The sequence below is a fragment of the Pontivivens nitratireducens genome (genome assembly GCF_014235845.1).
Classification (GTDB): domain Bacteria; phylum Pseudomonadota; class Alphaproteobacteria; order Rhodobacterales; family Rhodobacteraceae; genus Pontivivens; species Pontivivens nitratireducens.
The window spans coordinates 1-17857 of sequence record NZ_JACJUQ010000004.1 but is presented as its reverse complement, the minus strand read 5'-3'; the positions used below and the strand labels follow the sequence as shown (position 1 = coordinate 17857).

Below are 17857 nucleotides of genomic sequence, written 5' to 3'. Positions count from 1 at the left end.
GCTCATGCTGTTGAGCCTTGCGGTTCGTGACATCATCCTTATCGATCGGCTGGATCTGACCTTTCGCCCGGGGCTTAACGTGCTGACCGGGGAAACCGGGGCCGGAAAGTCGATCCTGCTCGACGCGCTCGGCTTCGCTTTGGGGCATCGCGGGCGGGCCGATCTGGTCCGCAGCGGGGCGGAGCAGGGCGAGGTCGTGGCGGAGTTCGACGTACGCGGCAATGCGACCGTGGCGGATGTGCTGGCGCAGGCCGGGCTGCCCGGCGACGAGGACAGCCTGTTGATCCGACGCACGAACACCCGCGATGGGCGCAAGACTGCCTGGGTCAACGACAGCCGATGCAGTGGTGAGGTTCTGCGCACCCTGTCCGCCGCTTTGGTGGAAATCCACGGCCAGCATGACGACCGCGGCTTGCTGGACCCCAAGGGCCACCGCGATCTGCTTGATGACTACGCCGGGTCCGCCCCCTTGGTTGAGGCGACGCGCGCAAACTGGCTCGCCCTGGCCAAAGCACAACGGGCATTGCGTGACGCCCGTGCGCAGTTGGAGGAGGCGCGGAAGGATGAGGAATTCCTGCGCCACGCCATCACGGAGCTGGACAGCCTAGACCCGCAAAAGGGTGAGGACGCCGAACTGGACATCGTGCGCCGCCAAATGCAGGCGGCGGGACGGCTGCGGGAGGATGTGCAGCGCGCCGACACCGCCATCGGTCCGCAGGGCGCGGAGGGTCCGCTGAACGATGCCCTGCGCTGGATTGAGGGGGCGGCCGCCGCGCTGGACGGTCTGGCCGATCCCTCGGTCGCGGCGCTGGAGCGGGTGCTGTCGGAACTGTCGGACGCGCAATCAGGTGTCAGTACGCTACTGGATACACTCGATTTCGATCCGCTGGAACTGGAACGGATCGAGGAGCGGTTGTTCGCAATACGGGGCCTGGCCCGCAAGCACGGTATTCTGGCGGATGATCTGGCCGCCTTTGCCGAGGATATGCGGGGCAAGCTGGGCGAGATTGACAGCGGCGCCGATCAGATCGCCGGGCTGGAGGCTGACCTGACCCGCGCACAGCACGATTTCGACATGGCGGCACAGGCATTGCACGCACATCGCGTCGCGGCAGCCGCCCGGCTCGACGCGGCCATGGCGGCGGAACTGGCACCGTTGAAGATGGAGCGGGCGGTCTTCGCGACGGAGATCACGCAAGCCCCTCCCTCAGCCGAGGGCACGGATACTGTCGTGTTCACTGTCGCCACGAATCCCGGTGCCCCCTCCGGCCCGATCAACAAGATTGCCAGTGGGGGGGAGCTGTCACGGTTCCTGCTGGCGCTCAAGGTCTGCCTGACGACACGGGCCGACAGTCTGACGATGATCTTCGATGAGATTGACCGCGGCGTCGGCGGTGCGACGGCGGATGCGGTCGGGCGCAGGCTCAGCTCCATCGCGCAAAAGGCGCAGGTTCTGGTCGTCACCCACTCGCCCCAGGTCGCGGCACGGGGCGGACATCACTGGCGGATCGCGAAATCGGTCACGGACGGGATGACGACGACGGATGTCACCCCCTTGGGGCCGGAACAGCGTGTGGATGAAATTGCCCGGATGTTGTCAGGCGACCGTGTGACGGATGAGGCGCGGGCCGCCGCGCGGACCTTGCTGAGCGATTGAGGCCAGTGAGCGATTGAGGCCAGATCGCCGGATGTCGGTCAGTCCGGATCGTTGGAGGGATTCACGGCTCCCAAAAGCCCCAGCCGTCGGGTTCGTATCCGCGATCCAGCGCGATCTTGGTGGCGCGCTCCTCCTGCTGCCAGACACCCTCCAACGTCAGGGGAACGTTGCCGATGGAGGCGGCGATCATGCCATCCTCGTGGATCTCGACCTCATATCCGAAGGTGCGCAGCGCCTTGGCGCAGGCATCGGCATCCGCAGTGTCCGTTGGCAGGAATTCCAGATCAAGCGTCACCTGCGCCCCGGTGGCCAGATCGCCGCTATCGCGCAGTTCCTTGAGGGTGACAGCGGTCACGTTTTTTTGGAATTCGTAGTCCCAGCTCATGTTTCTGCCCCCTGATATTGCGCAAGGATGCGGTCGGCATCCTCCATCACCTTGCGCACATTGCGTGCGGCCTGCCGGATCCGCTGTTCGTTTTCCACCAGTCCCAGGCGGATGTAGCCCTCACCGTATTCCCCGAATCCGACGCCGGGTGATACCGCGACCTCTGCCTCACGCAGCAGGATCTTCGAGAATTCCATGGAGCCCAGATGGCGGAACTTCTCGGGCACCGGTGCCCATGCGAACATCGTCGCGGGCGGTGAGGGGATATCCATCCCCGCGCGGGCAAAGGATTCCACCAGCGTGTCGCGGCGTGAGCGGTATGTATCGCGGATTTCCCCGATACAATCGTCCGGCCCGTTCAGCGCGGCGGCGGCGGCGACCTGAATGGGGGTAAAGGCGCCGTAGTCCAGATAGGACTTGATGCGCGCCAGTGCGCCGATCAACCGCTCATTGCCCACGGCGAAGCCCATGCGCCAGCCGGGCATGGCATAGGTCTTGGACAGGGACGTAAACTCGACCGCGATGTCCTTCGCGCCCTCGATCTGCAAGAGGGAGGGGGGCGGATTGTCGTCGAAGTAGATCTCGGAATAGGCCAGATCGGACAGCAGCCACAGGTGGTGCTTTTTCGCGAACTTCAACAGATCGCGGTAGAAATCGAGGTCCGTCACCTGCGCCGTCGGGTTCGAGGGGAAGCTGACGACGACCGCGACCGGTTTGGGCACCGAATGCACCACGGCCAGTTCAAGCTGGCGCAAATACGCCTCGGGCTTGAACTGACCGTTCACCAGCGTCTGGATATGGCGCAGGGTGCCGCCCGCGATCATGAAGCCGTAAGGGTGGATGGGATACGAAGGGTTCGGCACCAGCATCACATCGCCGGGGGCCGTGATCGCCATGGCAAGGTTGGCCAGGCCTTCCTTCGATCCGAGGGTGGCGATCACCTCCGTTTCGGGATCCAGCTTCACCCCGAAGCGTCGCGCGTAATAGCCGGCCTGAGCCTTGCGCAGACCCGGAATGCCCTTGGAGGAGGAGTAGCGATGCGTCCGGGGGCGGCGCACCGTCTCCACCAGTTTATCGACGATATGGCTGGGCGTATTCATGTCCGGATTGCCCATGCCGAAGTCGATGATATCCATGCCGCCTGCACGGTATTCCGCCTTGAGCCGATTGACCTCTGCGAAAACGTAGGGCGGCAGGCGTTTGATGCGGTAGAATTCTTCGGTCATGGCGTGTCCGGATTTGGCATGGGGTTGAAGCTTTATGTAGCTGGCCAATGGGGAGGGCAACGACAGAATCCTGCTTTTCGAAGATTGATATCGACCGATCGTGTTTCTGCGCTATCTCGCTGGACATGAATGAGTATATTTCCGAACTGTTAAATCTGGCGGGCAGCGCCGTGGTGCTGCTTGTGGCGATCGTGGTGATTACACGAATTGTCGGCTTGCGCAGCTTTACCAAGATGTCCGGCTTCGACTTCGCGCTGACGGTTGCGACCGGCTCTATCGTTGCGTCCGCGTTGCTGTCACCGGATATACCGGTATTGCGCGGTGTGGCCGGGCTGGTAATGATCTTCGCCGTGCAATGGACCGCCGCGCGGTTGCGTTCTTCGTTCGAGCCGGTGCGCAAGGTGATCGACAATACCCCGCTGCTGCTGATGAAGGGCCCTCATATCCTTGAGGAGAACCTGCTGGCCGCGCGAATGACACGTTCCGATCTGATCGCGAAGCTGCGGGAGGCCAACGTGCTGCATACGGGTCAGGTGCGCGCGGTCGTACTGGAAACGACCGGCGACGTCAGTGTTCTGCACGGCGACGCGGATGGCCCCGCGCTGGATTGGGATATGATGCTGGACGGGGTGCGCCGCTAGCTCGGGCGGCGGGTATAAACCAGCCCCATCGAATCGTGCAGTGACAGGGGGCCGCCGACGAAATCGGACCCGATTTGAGCGGTGCGCAACGCCACCTCCCAGCCGAAGCCCTCCAATCCCTGTATCGGCAGGCGCAGTGGATCGAACTCACCGGTTTCTCCGCCTTCCATATGGGCGACCATGAAGACCTGTTCGCCATCCGGCGCATGGCGCAAGGATGTAAACAGCACGGTTCCGTCCACCGGGCGGCGATAGTCGAATCGGTCCCTCTCTCCCAGATTATCGCGCAGCCATGGACGGTCCCGGCGGAATTCGCGCAATTGGTGGTTGAAGTGGGTCTGGGTCGCGCTCAAACCCGCGTGGTGGCGTGCAACGTTGCAATATTCGTGCATGTCGTCCATCCACGCCCGCGCGATATCCTTGAGAGCACTGACACTGAGCGGTCGCGGGCCGTCCAGCGCTGGATCCACTTCGCTGAGCAGTTTCGCGATGACGTTCAGGTCGTAATCCGTAACCTCGACCAGGGCGGGCAGGAATTCCATGAACCTTACCAGACTTTCACGATCCTCGAAGCCCATGGCCTTGAGCCGTGGAAAGCTCTGCGGCAGGGAGTAGCTGTATTCATCGACCTGCCATTTCAGGCTGATGGCTTCCTCCGCCACGACCTTGACCCCGTATTTGTCATCCTGATTGCGGATGAACCCCCACGAGGCCCGGGCAGAGGCATTGACGAAATCCATCGGCACCCCGGGAAACGCGGCATATGTCACCAGCTGGATGGCCGGGTTGTCATAGGCCTTGTCGAGGATCTCCATACGGGTGTGACCCAGACGCGTGTTCACGTTCAGTTTGGTATCAACCTGGGTTCCCCGCCGCAGCGTGTCATGATTGGCGCAGCCCGAAATCCAGTTGGAGCCGTGATTCAGAATCTCCCGAATCCGCCACCACTTCGACAGCCAGAAACCGTACAGAAACGGCGTGTTGTGCGCGAATGTCAGCGGTCCCCACTGGAAGACATCGGGATCGCGCTGCCCCTCGATCACCGCGCGATAGGTGGAGGACAGCTCCCAATCCTCCTGCGGCCAGGGGCGGCCGTCCTCGAACACGAACCACGGGCGATAGGATGTGCCTGCGACCTGCTGCACGATATCGGACATGGATTGCAGATACTCGTCGTCATGGCGCATCGCCTCTACCTCGGGATCCCACCACTTGAAGTCCTGCGCCCCGTCCACCCGCACGCCATCGGCTCCGAAATTCACCTTGCGCCGCTGCATTTCCAGCATCAGTGCGCGCACGGTGGGGTGGCGGTAGTTCATGTTCTGGCCATACATGTTCGGCCCGGCGAACCAGTTGGAGTTCAGTACGTTCGTGCCCTGATTGTCCGAATGCCCGAACACCACGTCCAGCACCAGCTTCTTGGGCCGGGGGAAATTGTGCAACGCGCAGGCGAAATCCAGCAATTCATCCGGGCGACCTGATTCCAGCAGCACCGGGTTGACCGTGCCCATGCCCGCGATCACCACGTCATAGCCCCAGTTCGTGGTGTCGGGCCGGGTCAGATCGACGGTCAGACTGTCGCTGCCGTGGTCCTCCTCCTCCCAAAAGGCGGGTCCGGCCTCATACACCGTGGTCGGTTCGACCGGCAGCAATTGCACGGCGTCGTAGCCTGCGAACAATTCCTCGGCCGGTTCCAGTTCAGCACCTGCGGCGACCTTCTCGGCCAGCCGCTCATACAGTGCGGTCAGCGATGCGAGCGTTCCGCCAGCGGTGGCGGTCGGGACGTGAATTTGCTGGATGTTCACGGGCGGCCCGAACTTCGTGACCTCGTCTTCGCGGCGCTGAGTCCAATAGTCGCCATCGGTGCGGGCCGCCAGCATCCCCTCCACATCATAGAACTCGGCTGGTGCGAACGCGCCGAAGGGCAGGGACCAGGCCATCGGGTCCAGGATATGGTGCCAGTCGCCCGCCGCGTCGCGCCAGGCCAGGCGGTAGAACGTGCCGATCCGATCACGGGTGCCCGCATCCATGCCGTCGATGCTGACGCAGGAATAATCATGAACCCGGTCCATGGCGATCCAGGTGCGCGTGAACCGGATGTTCTGCCGGGCACGGGTCAGGTCGGGCGTGCTGTCCGGTTGCAGGCATTCCAGAAAGACATCGCCGGAAGGAACCCGCTGTTCCAGCAGCTCGGGCGTCCAGAAAATGACCTCCGCGCGGTCATCGCGCAGATGGGCGCCGACCCGTGGCGCGATCTGTTGTTGCACCTCGAACGCGGCGTCGGTGCCGTTCAGGGTCGTTTCAAGCCAGTCGCGCAGTGCCTCGCTCGCGGTTTCGTTGCGGTCGATCATGATGCGCTCCTTGGTCCGTTTCGTTCCACAGATGGCCCGTGGGGCGGGTTGCGTCAAACGACTTTTCCGTATTTCGCCCCATAGTATCAAAGCGGTTTGAGTTGATTCTCTTGCATTGCAGCATAAACCGCGCATAACGAAGTGGTACATCCACGCCCCGGCTAACCCGGGCCTATTCCGGGAATACATACGCATGACCCAAACGTCGCAAGACCCAGATATGAAGCCGCACGGAGGTGCCCTGGAGCCGACACCCAAGTCGTCCGATCCTGCGCTGCTGGCCACCGACATCGTCAACCGCCTGACCTATCGCATCGGCAAGGATGCGACCGTGGCCACGCAGGACGATTGGCTGACGGCCGTTATACTGGTGGTGCGTGACAGGGTCGTGACGAAGTGGATGGAAAGCACGCGCGACACCTATCGGCGCGAGGGCAAGCGGGTCTATTACCTCAGCCTCGAATTCCTGATCGGGCGTCTGATGCGCGATGCCATGACCAATCTGGAACTGGTGGACGAGTTGCAGCAGGCGCTGGACGATCTGGGCGTCGATCTGGACGTGATTCGCAAGTTGGAACCGGATGCCGCACTCGGCAATGGGGGCCTGGGGCGTCTGGCGGCCTGTTTCATGGAATCGATGGCCAGCGTGGACATTCCCGCCTACGGATATGGCATCCGCTATCAGAACGGCATGTTCCGGCAGGAGATCAGCGACGGCTGGCAGGTCGAATTGCCCGAAACTTGGCTGGAGCATGGAAATCCGTGGGAGTTCGGCCGGCGCGAAAGCGCATATGACATCGGTTTCGGCGGCAGCATCGAGACCGGCGAAGGGGACGCCTGCACCTGGACCCCGGCGGAACGCTTCGTGGCCGAAGCGTTCGATACCCCCATCGTCGGCTGGCAGGCCAAGCGCGTGAACACTCTGCGCCTTTGGCGGGCGGAGCCGGTGGACCCGATCCTGCTGGGCAAGTTCAACGCGGGCGACCATATCGGCGCCCTGCGCGAAAGCAACAAGGCCGAGGCGCTGAGCCGCGTGTTGTATCCCGCGGATGAGACGGAGGCCGGTCAGGAGCTGCGTCTGCGTCAGGAGTATTTCTTCTCATCCGCATCGCTTCAGGACATCCTGCGGCGGCACCTGTCGCAATTCGGGCGCATAACTTCGCTGCCCGACAAGGCGGCGATCCAGCTCAACGACACCCACCCTGCGGTCAGCGTCGCGGAACTGATGCGGTTGCTGATCGACGTTCATCACCTCGATTTCGATCTGGCGTGGGACATCACGAAGCGGACCTTCGCCTATACCAACCACACCCTGCTGCCCGAGGCGCTGGAAAGCTGGCCTGTCCCCCTGTTCGAGCGTCTGCTGCCGCGTCACATGCAGTTGATCTATGCGATCAATGCGCGTGTGCTGAAGGAAGCGCGCTCCGTCGGGACGTTCGAGCCTGAGCAGATCTCCGCGATGAGCCTGATCGACGAAAACGGCAGTCGCCGGGTGCGGATGGGCAACCTGGCCTTTGTCGGGGCGCATTCGATCAACGGCGTGTCCGGACTGCATACCGACCTGATGAAGCAGACCGTGTTTCGCGATCTGCATCAGCTTTATCCGCTGCGCATCAACAACAAGACGAACGGCGTGACGCCGCGCCGCTGGCTGATGCAGGTGAACCCGAAGCTCTATAATCTGGCGCGTGAGGTCGCGGGCGACGGCATCATGACGGATCTGGACCGGCTGACCGCGCTGAACGACGTGGCCGAAGACGCGCAGGTGCAACAGCGCATTGCCGCGATCAAGGCTGAGAACAAGGCCGCCCTGTCCAATCTGATTCAGGATCGCATGGGCCTGTCCATCGACCCTGCGATGATGTTCGACATCCAGATCAAGCGTATCCACGAATACAAGCGCCAGTTGCTCAACATAGTGGAGACGGTGGCGCTCTACGATCAGATCCGCTCCCATCCGGAGCGGCCCTGGGTGCCACGGGTCAAGCTGTTCGCGGGCAAGGCGGCGGCGAGCTATCACAACGCCAAGCTTATCATCAAGCTGGCGAACGACGTGGCGAAGGTCGTCAACGCCGATCCCGCGACACGCGATATCCTCAAGGTTGCGTTCCTGCCGAACTACAATGTCTCCCTGGCCGAGGTCATGGTCCCCGCTGCGGATCTGAGCGAGCAAATCTCCACCGCCGGGATGGAGGCGTCGGGCACCGGCAACATGAAATTCGGCCTGAACGGCGCGCTGACCATCGGCACGCTGGACGGTGCGAATGTCGAAATGCGCGAGCATCTGGGCGCGGACAACATCGTCATCTTCGGCATGACCGCCAGCGAAGTCGCCCAGAAACGTGCCGACGGGTATGTCCCCGAGGAGGTCATCGCGGCCTCCCCCGAACTGGCGCAGGCCTTGAGCGCGATCGAAAGCGGGATTTTCTCACCCGATGATCCAAGCCGCTACCACGATCTGATCGGCGGCATCAGGATGAGCGACTGGTTCATGCTGGCTGCGGATTTCGACGCCTACGCCGCCGCTCAGCGTGAGGTGGACGACATCTGGCGCGACCGGTCGCGCTGGAACGCTATCTCCATCCGCAACACCGCGCGTATGGGGTATTTCAGTTCCGACCGCACGATCCGCCAGTACGGACGGGAAATCTGGTCCGTGCTGCCCTGATAGGGTTTCCGGCGATCCGGTCTTGCACCTGGATCGCCGGAACCGCGAAGATTCAGGCGAACCGGGGCCTGTTCCGGTTTTGCCTGTTCCGGTTTTGCCTGCTCCGGTTTTGCCTGTACCGGTTTTGCCTGTACCGGTTTTGATTGTACCGCGCGTGGCACTAGGTGACGCTCAAAGAGACCCAAGGAGCATTTCGCATGGCAGACACCCAGTTGACCGAACCCGGCGCCATTTCCGCGGTGCTCTCGGGAACACATTCCGACCTGTTCGGATTGTTGGGCGTACACCAGACCAGCGCCGGTTTCATCGCCCGCGCCTTTATCCCCGGTGCAAGGCGGGTGGAGGTCGAAACGCTCGACGGAACGGTCGTGGGGGAGCTGACCTGCCGCGATGTGCAAGGCTTCTTCGACGGGCCGGTGAGCCTGACCGAACGCCAGCCGGTTCGCTATCACGCCTCGAACAAGGAGGCGTCGTGGCGGCTGATCGACACCTATTCCTTTTCGCCGGTTCTGGGTGAGATGGACGACTACCTTTATAATGAGGGGTCACATTCCCGTCTGTTCGACCGCATGGGCGCGCAGGTGATGACGCATGAGGGCGTGGAGGGGACCAACTTCGCGGTCTGGGCGCCCAATGCCCGTCGGGTTTCTGTTGTCGGCGAATTCAACATGTGGGACGGGCGCAAGCACGCGATGCGTCTGCGTCAGAGCACCGGCGTGTGGGAGATTTTCATACCGGAAATTGGCCCCGGCACCTCATACAAGTTCGAGTTGATCGGACCCGATGGCGGGCTGCTGCCGCTGAAGGCCGACCCCTTCGCCTTCGCCGCCGAATACCGCCCCGCCACGGCCAGCATCGTGCACCGGCTGGGCAACCAGGACTGGCACGATCAGGGCCATATCGCGCATTGGGCCAGGACGGACAAGCGCCGCACACCCGTTTCGATCTATGAGGTGCACCCGGGCAGTTGGCAGCGCGCGGACGATGGCGGGTTCCTCAGCTGGGATGCGATGGCGGACCGCCTGATCCCGTATTGCGTCGAGATGGGCTTTACCCATATCGAATTCCTGCCGGTGTCCGAACATCCCTACGATCCGTCCTGGGGCTATCAGACGACAGGCCTCTACGCGCCGACTGCCCGGTTCGGTGAGCCTGACGGCTTCGCCCGGTTCATGGAGGGTGCGCACGGCGCGGGTCTGGGCGTGATCCTCGATTGGGTTCCGGCACACTTTCCCACCGATGCGCACGGGCTTGGCAATTTCGATGGCACCGCGCTGTACGAACATGCAGATCCCAAGCAGGGCTACCACCCCGACTGGAACACGCTGATCTATAATTTCGGGCGCAAGGAGGTGGAGAATTACCTCGTGAACAACGCGCTTTTCTGGGCTGAGAAATACCATGTGGACGGCCTGCGCGTGGATGCGGTGGCCTCGATGCTGTACCTCGACTACTCGCGTGAGGAGGGGGAGTGGATCCCCAACGATGAGGGCGGCAATATCAACAAGGAGGCCGTGGCCTTCGTTCGCCGGATGAATGCCGCCGTCTATGGCGCGCACCCCAACATCATGACGATCGCGGAGGAAAGCACGGCCTTTCCCGGCGTCTCTCAACCGACAAGCGCGGGGGGGCTTGGCTTCGGGTTCAAATGGAACATGGGCTGGATGCACGACACGCTGGAATACATGTCCAAGGACCCGATCCATCGCAAACATCATCACGGCGACATGATGTTCACGTTCCATTACGCCATGTCCGAGAATTTCGTGCTGCCCATCAGCCATGATGAGGTCGTGCACGGCAAGGGATCGCTGCTGGCCAAGATGCCCGGCGATACGTGGCAGAAACACGCCAATCTGCGGGCTTACTATGGTCTGATGTGGGGTTATCCGGGCAAGAAGCTGCTGTTCATGGGGCAGGAATTCGCGCAGGAGCAGGAATGGTCCGAGAGCCGCAGCCTGGACTGGTATCTGATGGATCAGCCTCTCAAGCGGGGAATGCGTGATCTGGTCCGCGATCTGAACGGCATCTACAAATCGCTGCCCGCGCTGCACGGTCGGGACAACGAGGCCGACGGCGTCGAAGTCGTGCTGGGCGACGATGCCGAAAACTCCGTCTTCGCATGGTTGCGCCACGCGCCGGGCGGCAACCCGGTGCTGGTGGTCAGCAACATGACCCCGAACGTGCATCACGATTACCGCGTTCCGTTGCCAGACCGGTTGTCGGGCCGCTGGCGTGAGGTGTTGAACACTGATGCCCCGATTTATGGCGGTTCCGGGGTGGGCAATATGGGGGGCGTCGATTCATCGAACGGTGCGGCAACCATGACGTTGCCGCCTCTGGCGACCCTGTTTTTCGAATACGAAGGCTAGATCGCGATGCAGGGGTCTTTCCGACCCTGGCATCGCTTGCCGTTGTGGTATTTGCCCGGCGCGTGCATCTGCGCGCCGATCACACGCATGGGATGCGCGCGCAGAAGCGATTGAGACCCCTACATTCCGCTCGATGGAAATTAGCGGATGCGATTTGCCAACTTTGCACTAGGGTTAAAGAAAACGAAGCTACCTCGCGCGACGACGGGGGGCGCCATAACAGGAGGAAGACAATGCAAAGACAAGGACCGTTGAGCCGCGATGCAATGGCGTACGTTCTGGCCGGAGGCCGTGGATCCAGGCTGAGGGAGCTTACGGATATACGTGCAAAACCCGCCGTCTATTTCGGAGGAAAAACCCGCATCATCGACTTTGCCTTGTCCAACGCGCTGAATTCCGGAATCCGTCGCATGGGCGTGGCGACCCAGTACAAGGCGCATTCCCTGATCCGCCACCTGCAACGCGGCTGGGGATTTCTGCGGACGGAGCGGAACGAGAGCTTCGACATCCTGCCCGCCTCGCAACGCACCTCGGACAGCTGGTACGAGGGGACGGCCGATGCCGTGTTCCAGAACATCGACATTATCGAGGATTACGCGCCGCTATACATGGTGATCCTGGCGGGCGACCATATCTACAAGATGGACTACGAGATCATGCTGCAACAGCACGTGAACTCCGGCGCGGACGTCACGGTCGGCTGTCTGGAGGTTCCGCGTTCCGAGGCCAGCGGCTTCGGCGTGATGCATGTGGATGAGACGGACCGCATCACCGATTTCGTGGAAAAACCCTCCGACCCGCCCGCGATTCCGGGTCAGCCCGACATGGCGCTGGCCTCGATGGGAATCTACGTCTTTACCACGTCGTTCCTGATGGAAGAGTTGCGCCGCGACGCGGAGACGCCCGGCTCGAACCGCGATTTCGGCGGCGACATCATTCCCCATATCGTCAAGCACGGCCACGCGCAGGCGCACCGGTTCAGCCAATCCTGTGTACGCTCCTCGTCTGAGGCGACCTCCTACTGGAAGGATGTCGGCACCGTGGACGCCTATTGGCAGGCCAATGTCGATCTGACGACAACGGTGCCGGAACTGGACCTGTACGACCGTGACTGGCCGATCTGGACCTATGCGGAAACGCTGCCGCCCGCGAAGTTCGTGCACAACGAGGAAGGCCGGCGCGGTTACGCGGTGCAATCGCTTGTCGCGGGGGATTGCATCATCTCGGGGACGGAGATGTCGAATTCGCTATGCTTTACGGGTGTGCGCACCAATTCCTTCTCTCGTCTCGATCAGGCGGTGATCCTGCCCGGTTGCGAGATCGGCCGTCATGCGAAGCTGACCAAGGTCGTGCTGGATCGCGGCGTGCGGATTCCCGACGGCATGATCGTGGGTGAAGATGCTGAACTGGACGCCCGCCGGTTCCGGCGCACGGATAGCGGGGTCGTCCTCATCACGCAAAAGATGATCGACGCGTTGGAAGGCTGAACGATGAAGGTCCTGTCCGTCGCGTCGGAAGTTTATCCCCTCATCAAGACCGGTGGGCTGGCCGATGTGGCGGGCGCCTTGCCCGCCGCGCTGGTCGGCGCCGGGGTCGAGATGCGCACGCTGGTGCCCGGTTATCCCAAGGTGATGGCCGCGCTGGGCAGGACCAAGACCGTGATGAAGGTCGATGGCGGTCAGGTGCGCCACGCAACGCAGGACGGGCTGTCGCTCTACGTGCTGGACATTCCCGCGCTGTTCGACCGTGAAGGCGGGCCGTATGGCGATGCGTCGGGCCGCGACTGGGACGATAACGCCCGGCGGTTCGCAACCTTTGCGCATATCGCCGCTCGCATCGCGCGGGGTGAGGCCGGGTGGCAACCCGATGTCGTGCACGCGCATGACTGGCAGGCGGCGCTGGTGCCGGTGCATCTGCGCTTCGGCGGCGGGCCACCCAGTGTTCTGACGATCCACAACATCGCGTTTCAGGGCCGTTTCGGCGGACAGGTCTTTGGCGAACTGGGCCTGCCCGATGCCGTCTGGTCCGTCGATGGAGTCGAATATTACGACGATGTTAGTTTCCTCAAGGGGGGGCTGGTCACCGCGGATGCCATCACCACCGTCAGTCCGACCTACGCGCGGGAAATCCTGACCCCGCATTTCGGTATGGGCATGGAGGGCGTGATCGCGCCCCGCGCCCATCTGGTGCGCGGCATCGTCAACGGCATCGACACCGACGTGTGGAACCCCGAAACGGACGATGCCCTTGCCCGCAACTATACGGCCCGCACGCTGGCGCGCAGGCGGGTGAATCGCCAGGCGCTGAACGATGAGTTCGGCCTGACGCCCGGCGGTCCGCTGTTCTGCGTGATCTCTCGCCTGACCTGGCAAAAGGGGCTCGACCTGCTGGCGGACAATATCGACCACCTCGTGGGCTTGGGCGGCAAGCTGATGGTGCTGGGTACGGGGGAACCGGGGCTGGAGGATGCGTTTCGCAAGGCGGCGCGGCGGCATCCCGGTCATGTGGCGACCCATATCGGCTTCGATGAGAAGCTGAGCCACCGTGTTCAGGCGGGGTCCGACGCGATCCTGCTGCCGTCGCGGTTCGAGCCTTGCGGGCTGACGCAGCTATACGCCCTGCGCTATGGCTGCCTGCCGGTTGTGGCGCGCACGGGTGGTTTGGCCGACACCGTGATTCATGCAAACGGTGCGGCCCGTCGCGCAGCGGTTGCAACCGGCTTCGTTCACGATACCGACAGCGGCCCCGCGCTGGGGGATGCGATCGCGGATGCGGTGGCGTTGCACGGCACGCCCGAATGGGGTGTGATGCAGCGCAACGCCATGCGTGCGGATGTAAGCTGGAACGCCTCGGCCGAGGAATATGCCGCGCTCTACAAAACCATTGCAGTCTGACACGACCTTGCCAATTGTGCATTGCACCATAGGTGTCATCGCGGCAGTGCCGAATCGGTGCGCGCCTTTTAGGAGATGACATGCAGGACGACCTTCGCCCCGGCGCGACGCTGACCGACACCGGCGCCCGCTTTACCGTCTATGCGCCTCGCGCGGATCATATGTGGCTGTGCACGGCCGGCGATCAGGTCGAGGATCGGCAGGAGATGCTGCGATCCCTCGAACATGAGGGCTGGTGGCAACTGGAGGTCGATGGCCTGGGCGACGGCACGCGGTACGGCTACCGCGCCGAAGGGGCCTACGATCCCGAGGCCGGCACATGGTTCGACTTCTCGAAGCTGCTGGTGGACCCTTGGGCCGTGGAACTGGACCGGCCCTATTCCTATGACCCCTCAATGGGGATCGAGGGGATGGATACCGGCGAACGCACGCCCTATTCGATCCTGCGCGCCCCGATGGAACCGTTGGACCTCGCCCCGCTGTTCCAGCCCGGCGGCCTGATCTATGAGACCAACGTCAAGGGCTACACCGCCACCCATCCCGACGTGCCCGAGGATATTCGCGGCACCGTTGCGGCGCTGGCGCATCCGTCCATTATCGACCACCTCAAGGCGATGCATATCGACGCGATCGAATTGATGCCGATCACGGCCTGGATAGATGAGAGGCACCTTGGTCCGCTCGGCCTCAGCAACTTCTGGGGTTACAATCCGGTGACATTCATGGCGCTGGACCCGCGTTTGTGCCCCGGTGGTGTGGCGGAACTGCGCGAAACGGTGGCCAAACTGCGTGAGGCAGGCATCGGCGTTCTGCTCGATCTGGTGTTCAACCATACGGGCGAGGGCGACAATGGCGGGCCGACCGTCAGCTTCCGCGGCCTCGCGAATGAGGAATATTACCGCCATATCGATGGCGTGATGATCAACGACAGCGGGTGCGGCAACACCGTCGCCTGTGACCATCCGGTCATACGCCGGATGATCGTGGACAGCCTGCGCCACTTCCTGACGCAGACCGGCGTCGATGGCTTCCGCTTCGATCTGGGGCCAATTCTGGGCCGCACGGCCGAGGGCTTCGATCCGCAGGCGCAGACCCTGCGCGCCATGATCGACGATCCGGTGATCGGCAAGTCCGTCCTGATCGCGGAGCCGTGGGACATAGGGCCGGGCGGCTATCAGGTGGGCAACTTCCCCGAGCCGTTCCTGGAATGGTCCGACCGCTACCGCGACGATCTGCGGGCGTTCTGGCAGGGGCAGCCGCACAAGATGGGCGTGCTGGCGACGCGCATGGCCGGGTCCTCCGACACGTTTCCGGGGGACAGGACGCGGGTGGTCAACTTCATCTCCGCCCATGACGGCTATACGTTGTGGGACACCACCGCCTATGTCGAGAAACACAACGCCGCGAACGGTGAGGATAACCGCGACGGCCACAACGATAACCTCAGTTGGAACAACGGGGTCGAGGGCGTGACCGACGACGAGGCGGTGAATGCCGCCCGCCGCCGCGACGTGGCCGCTATGATCGGCACGCTGCTGGCCAGTCGGGGCAGCGTCATGCTGACCGCCGGGGATGAGTTCGGCCGCACGCAGGGCGGCAACAACAACGCCTATTGTCAGGACAACGAAATCGGCTGGGTGGACTGGCAGGGCCTGGACCCCGAGCTTCTGGCCCAGTCGCAGGCCTATGCCCGTGCGCGCGCCGAAACCCCTGAACTGCGCGATGTCGCGCGCCTGTCGGATGACGAGGTGGACTGGTGCCGCCCCGATGGCAGCCCCAAGCAGGACGAGGATTGGCACGACGCCCGCGCGATGCGCAAGGCGATGGAAACCGTCATCATCGACGTGAACGGAGCCGATGCGCCCATCACCTTCACCCCGCCCGAGGGGGGCTGGCGCTCACTCAACGGCTGGAACGGTGAGATGCCGGCGCGCAGTGTCGATTACTGGATCAAGGACGAGACATGACCGACAACGACTGGTGGCGCGGTGCCACGATCTATCAGATTTATCCACGCTCCTATCAGGACACGACCGGCGACGGCATCGGTGATTTCAAGGGGATCACCCGGCGGCTTGATCATATCGCGGCGCTGGGGGTGGATGCGATCTGGATCAGCCCGTTCAACCGATCCCCGATGAAGGATTTCGGCTACGATGTCAGCGATTACCGCGACGTGGACCCGATGTTCGGTACTCTGGACGATTTCGATGCGCTGATCGCCCGTGCGCACGAACTGGGGCTGAAGGTGACGATGGACATGGTGATGTCCCATTGCTCGGATCAACACGAGTGGTTCCGGGAAAGCCGCCAGTCGCGCGACAACCCCAAGGCAGATTGGTTCATCTGGGCCGATGCGTTGGAGGACGGCTCCGCGCCGACCAACTGGCTCAGCGTTTTTGGCGGGCCAAGCTGGGAATGGGACAGCGTGCGCAGGCAGTACTACCTGCACAACTTCCTCGCCAGTCAGCCCGACCTGAACTACCACAACCCCGACGTTCAGGAGGCAATGCTGGGGGAGATCCGGTTCTGGCTGGATCGCGGCGTGGATGGCTTCCGCTTCGATGCGTGCAACTATCATTTCCACGACGACAAGTTGCGCAACAACCCACCGGCGCAGCGGGGCAGCGGCTCCAGCTTCATCGAGGCCTCCAACCCCTATTCCTTTCAGGATCACCTCTACGACAAGTCGCAGCCGGAAAACCTGGCATTCCTGCAACGGGTCCGCGCCCTGCTGGATGAATACGATGCCCGCACCTCGGTGGGCGAGGTCGGGGATGAGCATCGCAGCTACGACACGGTCGCCGCCTATACGCGCGACGGTCGCCTGCACATGGCCTATACGTTCGATTTGCTGGCGGATCAGTTTACCGCCGGGTTCATTCGCCAGACGATCGAGCGGATCGGGGACAAGGTCTCGGATGGCTGGGTGTGCCACTCCTTCTCGAACCATGATGTGACGCGCCATGTTACCCGTTGGGCCGAGCCGGGCGACGACCGGCAGAGGCTCGCCAAGTTCTGCATTTCGCTTCTGACCTCGCTGCGCGGCTCGATCTGCCTGTATCAGGGTGAGGAACTGGGCCTGCCCGAGGCGGACGTGGCCTATGAGGATCTGACTGACCCTTATGGCATTCGTTTCTGGCCCGGTTTCAAGGGGCGTGACGGTTGTCGCACCCCCATGGTGTGGGAGGGGGACCGGCCGTTCGGCGGCTTTTCCAAGACGAATGCGGACAAGCCGTGGTTGCCCGTCCCGCAGGAGCACATTGAACTGGCTGTCGATCAGCAAGGCGACGGCAGCGTTCTGGCCCATTACCGTGATGCCATCGCCGCGCGGCAGGGCGATCCGGCTCTGGTCAAGGGGGATGTCAAATTCATCGACGGATTGCCGCACGATGTGCTGGCGTTCACCCGCGAGCATGAGGGCGCCCGCCGGACCTGCGTGTTCAACTTCGCGCGTGAGGAACGGCGGATCGCCATGTCACTGGACGAAATAGCGGATTTCCCAGCCGCACGTGACCTGCTGGCAACGCAGGAGGGCGGTGAGTTGATCCTGCCGCCGCTCGGCTTCGCAATGACGGCCTAGGGCCTGTCCCCATAATCAGGCTTCCCCATTCGTTCGTCGCGTGATTCAGTATCTCCGACAGAGGAGGTTGTGATGCGGCG

The 17857-nt window shown here is 62.8% G+C and carries 11 protein-coding genes; 8 read left to right on the top strand and 3 right to left on the bottom strand.

Going from position 1 to position 17857, the window contains the following annotated elements; translation table 11 throughout:
* Nucleotides 1-4: 4 nt before the first annotated feature.
* On the top strand, nt 5-1657 hold the full coding sequence (gene recN, locus H1S03_RS05895) for a DNA repair protein RecN (RefSeq protein WP_185803597.1): 1653 nt from the start codon (nt 5-7) through the stop codon (nt 1655-1657).
* Nucleotides 1658-1718: 61 nt separating this feature from the next.
* Here the strand turns inward: recN and H1S03_RS05890 are convergent, their stop codons facing one another.
* Both H1S03_RS05890 and H1S03_RS05885 read right to left on the bottom strand, forming a co-directional pair.
* Nucleotides 1719-2042 (bottom strand): ribonuclease E inhibitor RraB, encoded by a 324-nt coding sequence (locus tag H1S03_RS05890; protein ID WP_166189893.1) that lies wholly within the window; start codon nt 2040-2042, stop codon nt 1719-1721.
* Complete coding sequence (locus H1S03_RS05885; RefSeq protein WP_185803596.1) at nt 2039-3268, bottom strand: LL-diaminopimelate aminotransferase; 1230 nt, start codon at nt 3266-3268, stop codon at nt 2039-2041. The genes H1S03_RS05890 and H1S03_RS05885 overlap by 4 nt, the downstream gene beginning before the upstream one ends.
* 125 nt (nt 3269-3393) lie before the next feature.
* On the opposite strand from H1S03_RS05885, the gene H1S03_RS05880 reads away from it, so the two are divergent.
* Complete coding sequence (locus tag H1S03_RS05880) at nt 3394-3909, top strand: DUF421 domain-containing protein (RefSeq protein WP_185803595.1); 516 nt, start codon at nt 3394-3396, stop codon at nt 3907-3909.
* Here H1S03_RS05880 and gghA read toward each other — a convergent pair.
* Nucleotides 3906-6260 carry a glucosylglycerol hydrolase gene (gene gghA, locus H1S03_RS05875; RefSeq protein ID WP_185803594.1) on the bottom strand — a complete coding sequence of 785 codons (2355 nt, stop codon included), beginning with the start codon at nt 6258-6260 and terminating at the stop codon, nt 3906-3908. The two genes, H1S03_RS05880 and gghA, sit on opposite strands and share 4 nt — an antisense overlap.
* Nucleotides 6261-6480: 220 nt before the next feature.
* Between gghA and H1S03_RS05870 the strand changes: the two genes are divergently transcribed.
* The 6 genes from H1S03_RS05870 (at nt 6481) to H1S03_RS05845 (ending at nt 17777) form a co-directional block, all read left to right on the top strand.
* A complete protein-coding gene (locus tag H1S03_RS05870) occupies nt 6481-8928 on the top strand; it encodes a glycogen/starch/alpha-glucan phosphorylase (protein WP_185803593.1) in 2448 nt (815 codons plus the stop codon).
* Nucleotides 8929-9125: 197 nt separating this feature from the next.
* Nucleotides 9126-11300: a 1,4-alpha-glucan branching protein GlgB gene (gene glgB / locus H1S03_RS05865; RefSeq protein ID WP_185803592.1), complete on the top strand. Its 2175-nt coding sequence runs from the start codon at nt 9126-9128 to the stop codon at nt 11298-11300.
* A gap of 233 nt (nt 11301-11533) precedes the next feature.
* Nucleotides 11534-12787, top strand: coding sequence for a glucose-1-phosphate adenylyltransferase (glgC, locus tag H1S03_RS05860; RefSeq protein ID WP_185803591.1), 1254 nt, complete (start codon nt 11534-11536; stop codon nt 12785-12787).
* A 3-nt stretch (nt 12788-12790) separates the two neighbouring features.
* Nucleotides 12791-14194 carry a glycogen synthase GlgA gene (gene glgA, locus H1S03_RS05855; RefSeq protein WP_185803590.1) on the top strand — a complete coding sequence of 468 codons (1404 nt, stop codon included), beginning with the start codon at nt 12791-12793 and terminating at the stop codon, nt 14192-14194.
* A gap of 80 nt (nt 14195-14274) precedes the next feature.
* The gene (glgX, locus tag H1S03_RS05850; RefSeq protein ID WP_185803589.1) at nt 14275-16161 is read left to right on the top strand and encodes a glycogen debranching protein GlgX; all 1887 of its coding nucleotides are present in this window, start codon (nt 14275-14277) and stop codon (nt 16159-16161) included.
* Nucleotides 16158-17777 (top strand): alpha-glucosidase, encoded by a 1620-nt coding sequence (locus H1S03_RS05845; protein ID WP_185803588.1) that lies wholly within the window; start codon nt 16158-16160, stop codon nt 17775-17777. The genes glgX and H1S03_RS05845 overlap by 4 nt, the downstream gene beginning before the upstream one ends.
* Nucleotides 17778-17857 lie beyond the last annotated feature (80 nt).

Excerpts from the sequence above, each read along its gene's own strand:
- recN (WP_185803597.1), top strand. The coding sequence starts at position 5 with ATGCTGTTGAGCCTTGCGGTTCGTGACATCATCCTTATCGATCGGCTG.
- H1S03_RS05890 (WP_166189893.1), bottom strand. The coding sequence starts at position 2,042 with ATGAGCTGGGACTACGAATTCCAAAAAAACGTGACCGCTGTCACCCTC.
- H1S03_RS05885 (WP_185803596.1), bottom strand. The coding sequence starts at position 3,268 with ATGACCGAAGAATTCTACCGCATCAAACGCCTGCCGCCCTACGTTTTC.
- H1S03_RS05880 (WP_185803595.1), top strand. The coding sequence starts at position 3,394 with ATGAATGAGTATATTTCCGAACTGTTAAATCTGGCGGGCAGCGCCGTG.
- gghA (WP_185803594.1), bottom strand. The coding sequence starts at position 6,260 with ATGATCGACCGCAACGAAACCGCGAGCGAGGCACTGCGCGACTGGCTT.
- H1S03_RS05870 (WP_185803593.1), top strand. The coding sequence starts at position 6,481 with ATGAAGCCGCACGGAGGTGCCCTGGAGCCGACACCCAAGTCGTCCGAT.
- glgB (WP_185803592.1), top strand. The coding sequence starts at position 9,126 with ATGGCAGACACCCAGTTGACCGAACCCGGCGCCATTTCCGCGGTGCTC.
- glgC (WP_185803591.1), top strand. The coding sequence starts at position 11,534 with ATGCAAAGACAAGGACCGTTGAGCCGCGATGCAATGGCGTACGTTCTG.
- glgA (WP_185803590.1), top strand. The coding sequence starts at position 12,791 with ATGAAGGTCCTGTCCGTCGCGTCGGAAGTTTATCCCCTCATCAAGACC.
- glgX (WP_185803589.1), top strand. The coding sequence starts at position 14,275 with ATGCAGGACGACCTTCGCCCCGGCGCGACGCTGACCGACACCGGCGCC.
- H1S03_RS05845 (WP_185803588.1), top strand. The coding sequence starts at position 16,158 with ATGACCGACAACGACTGGTGGCGCGGTGCCACGATCTATCAGATTTAT.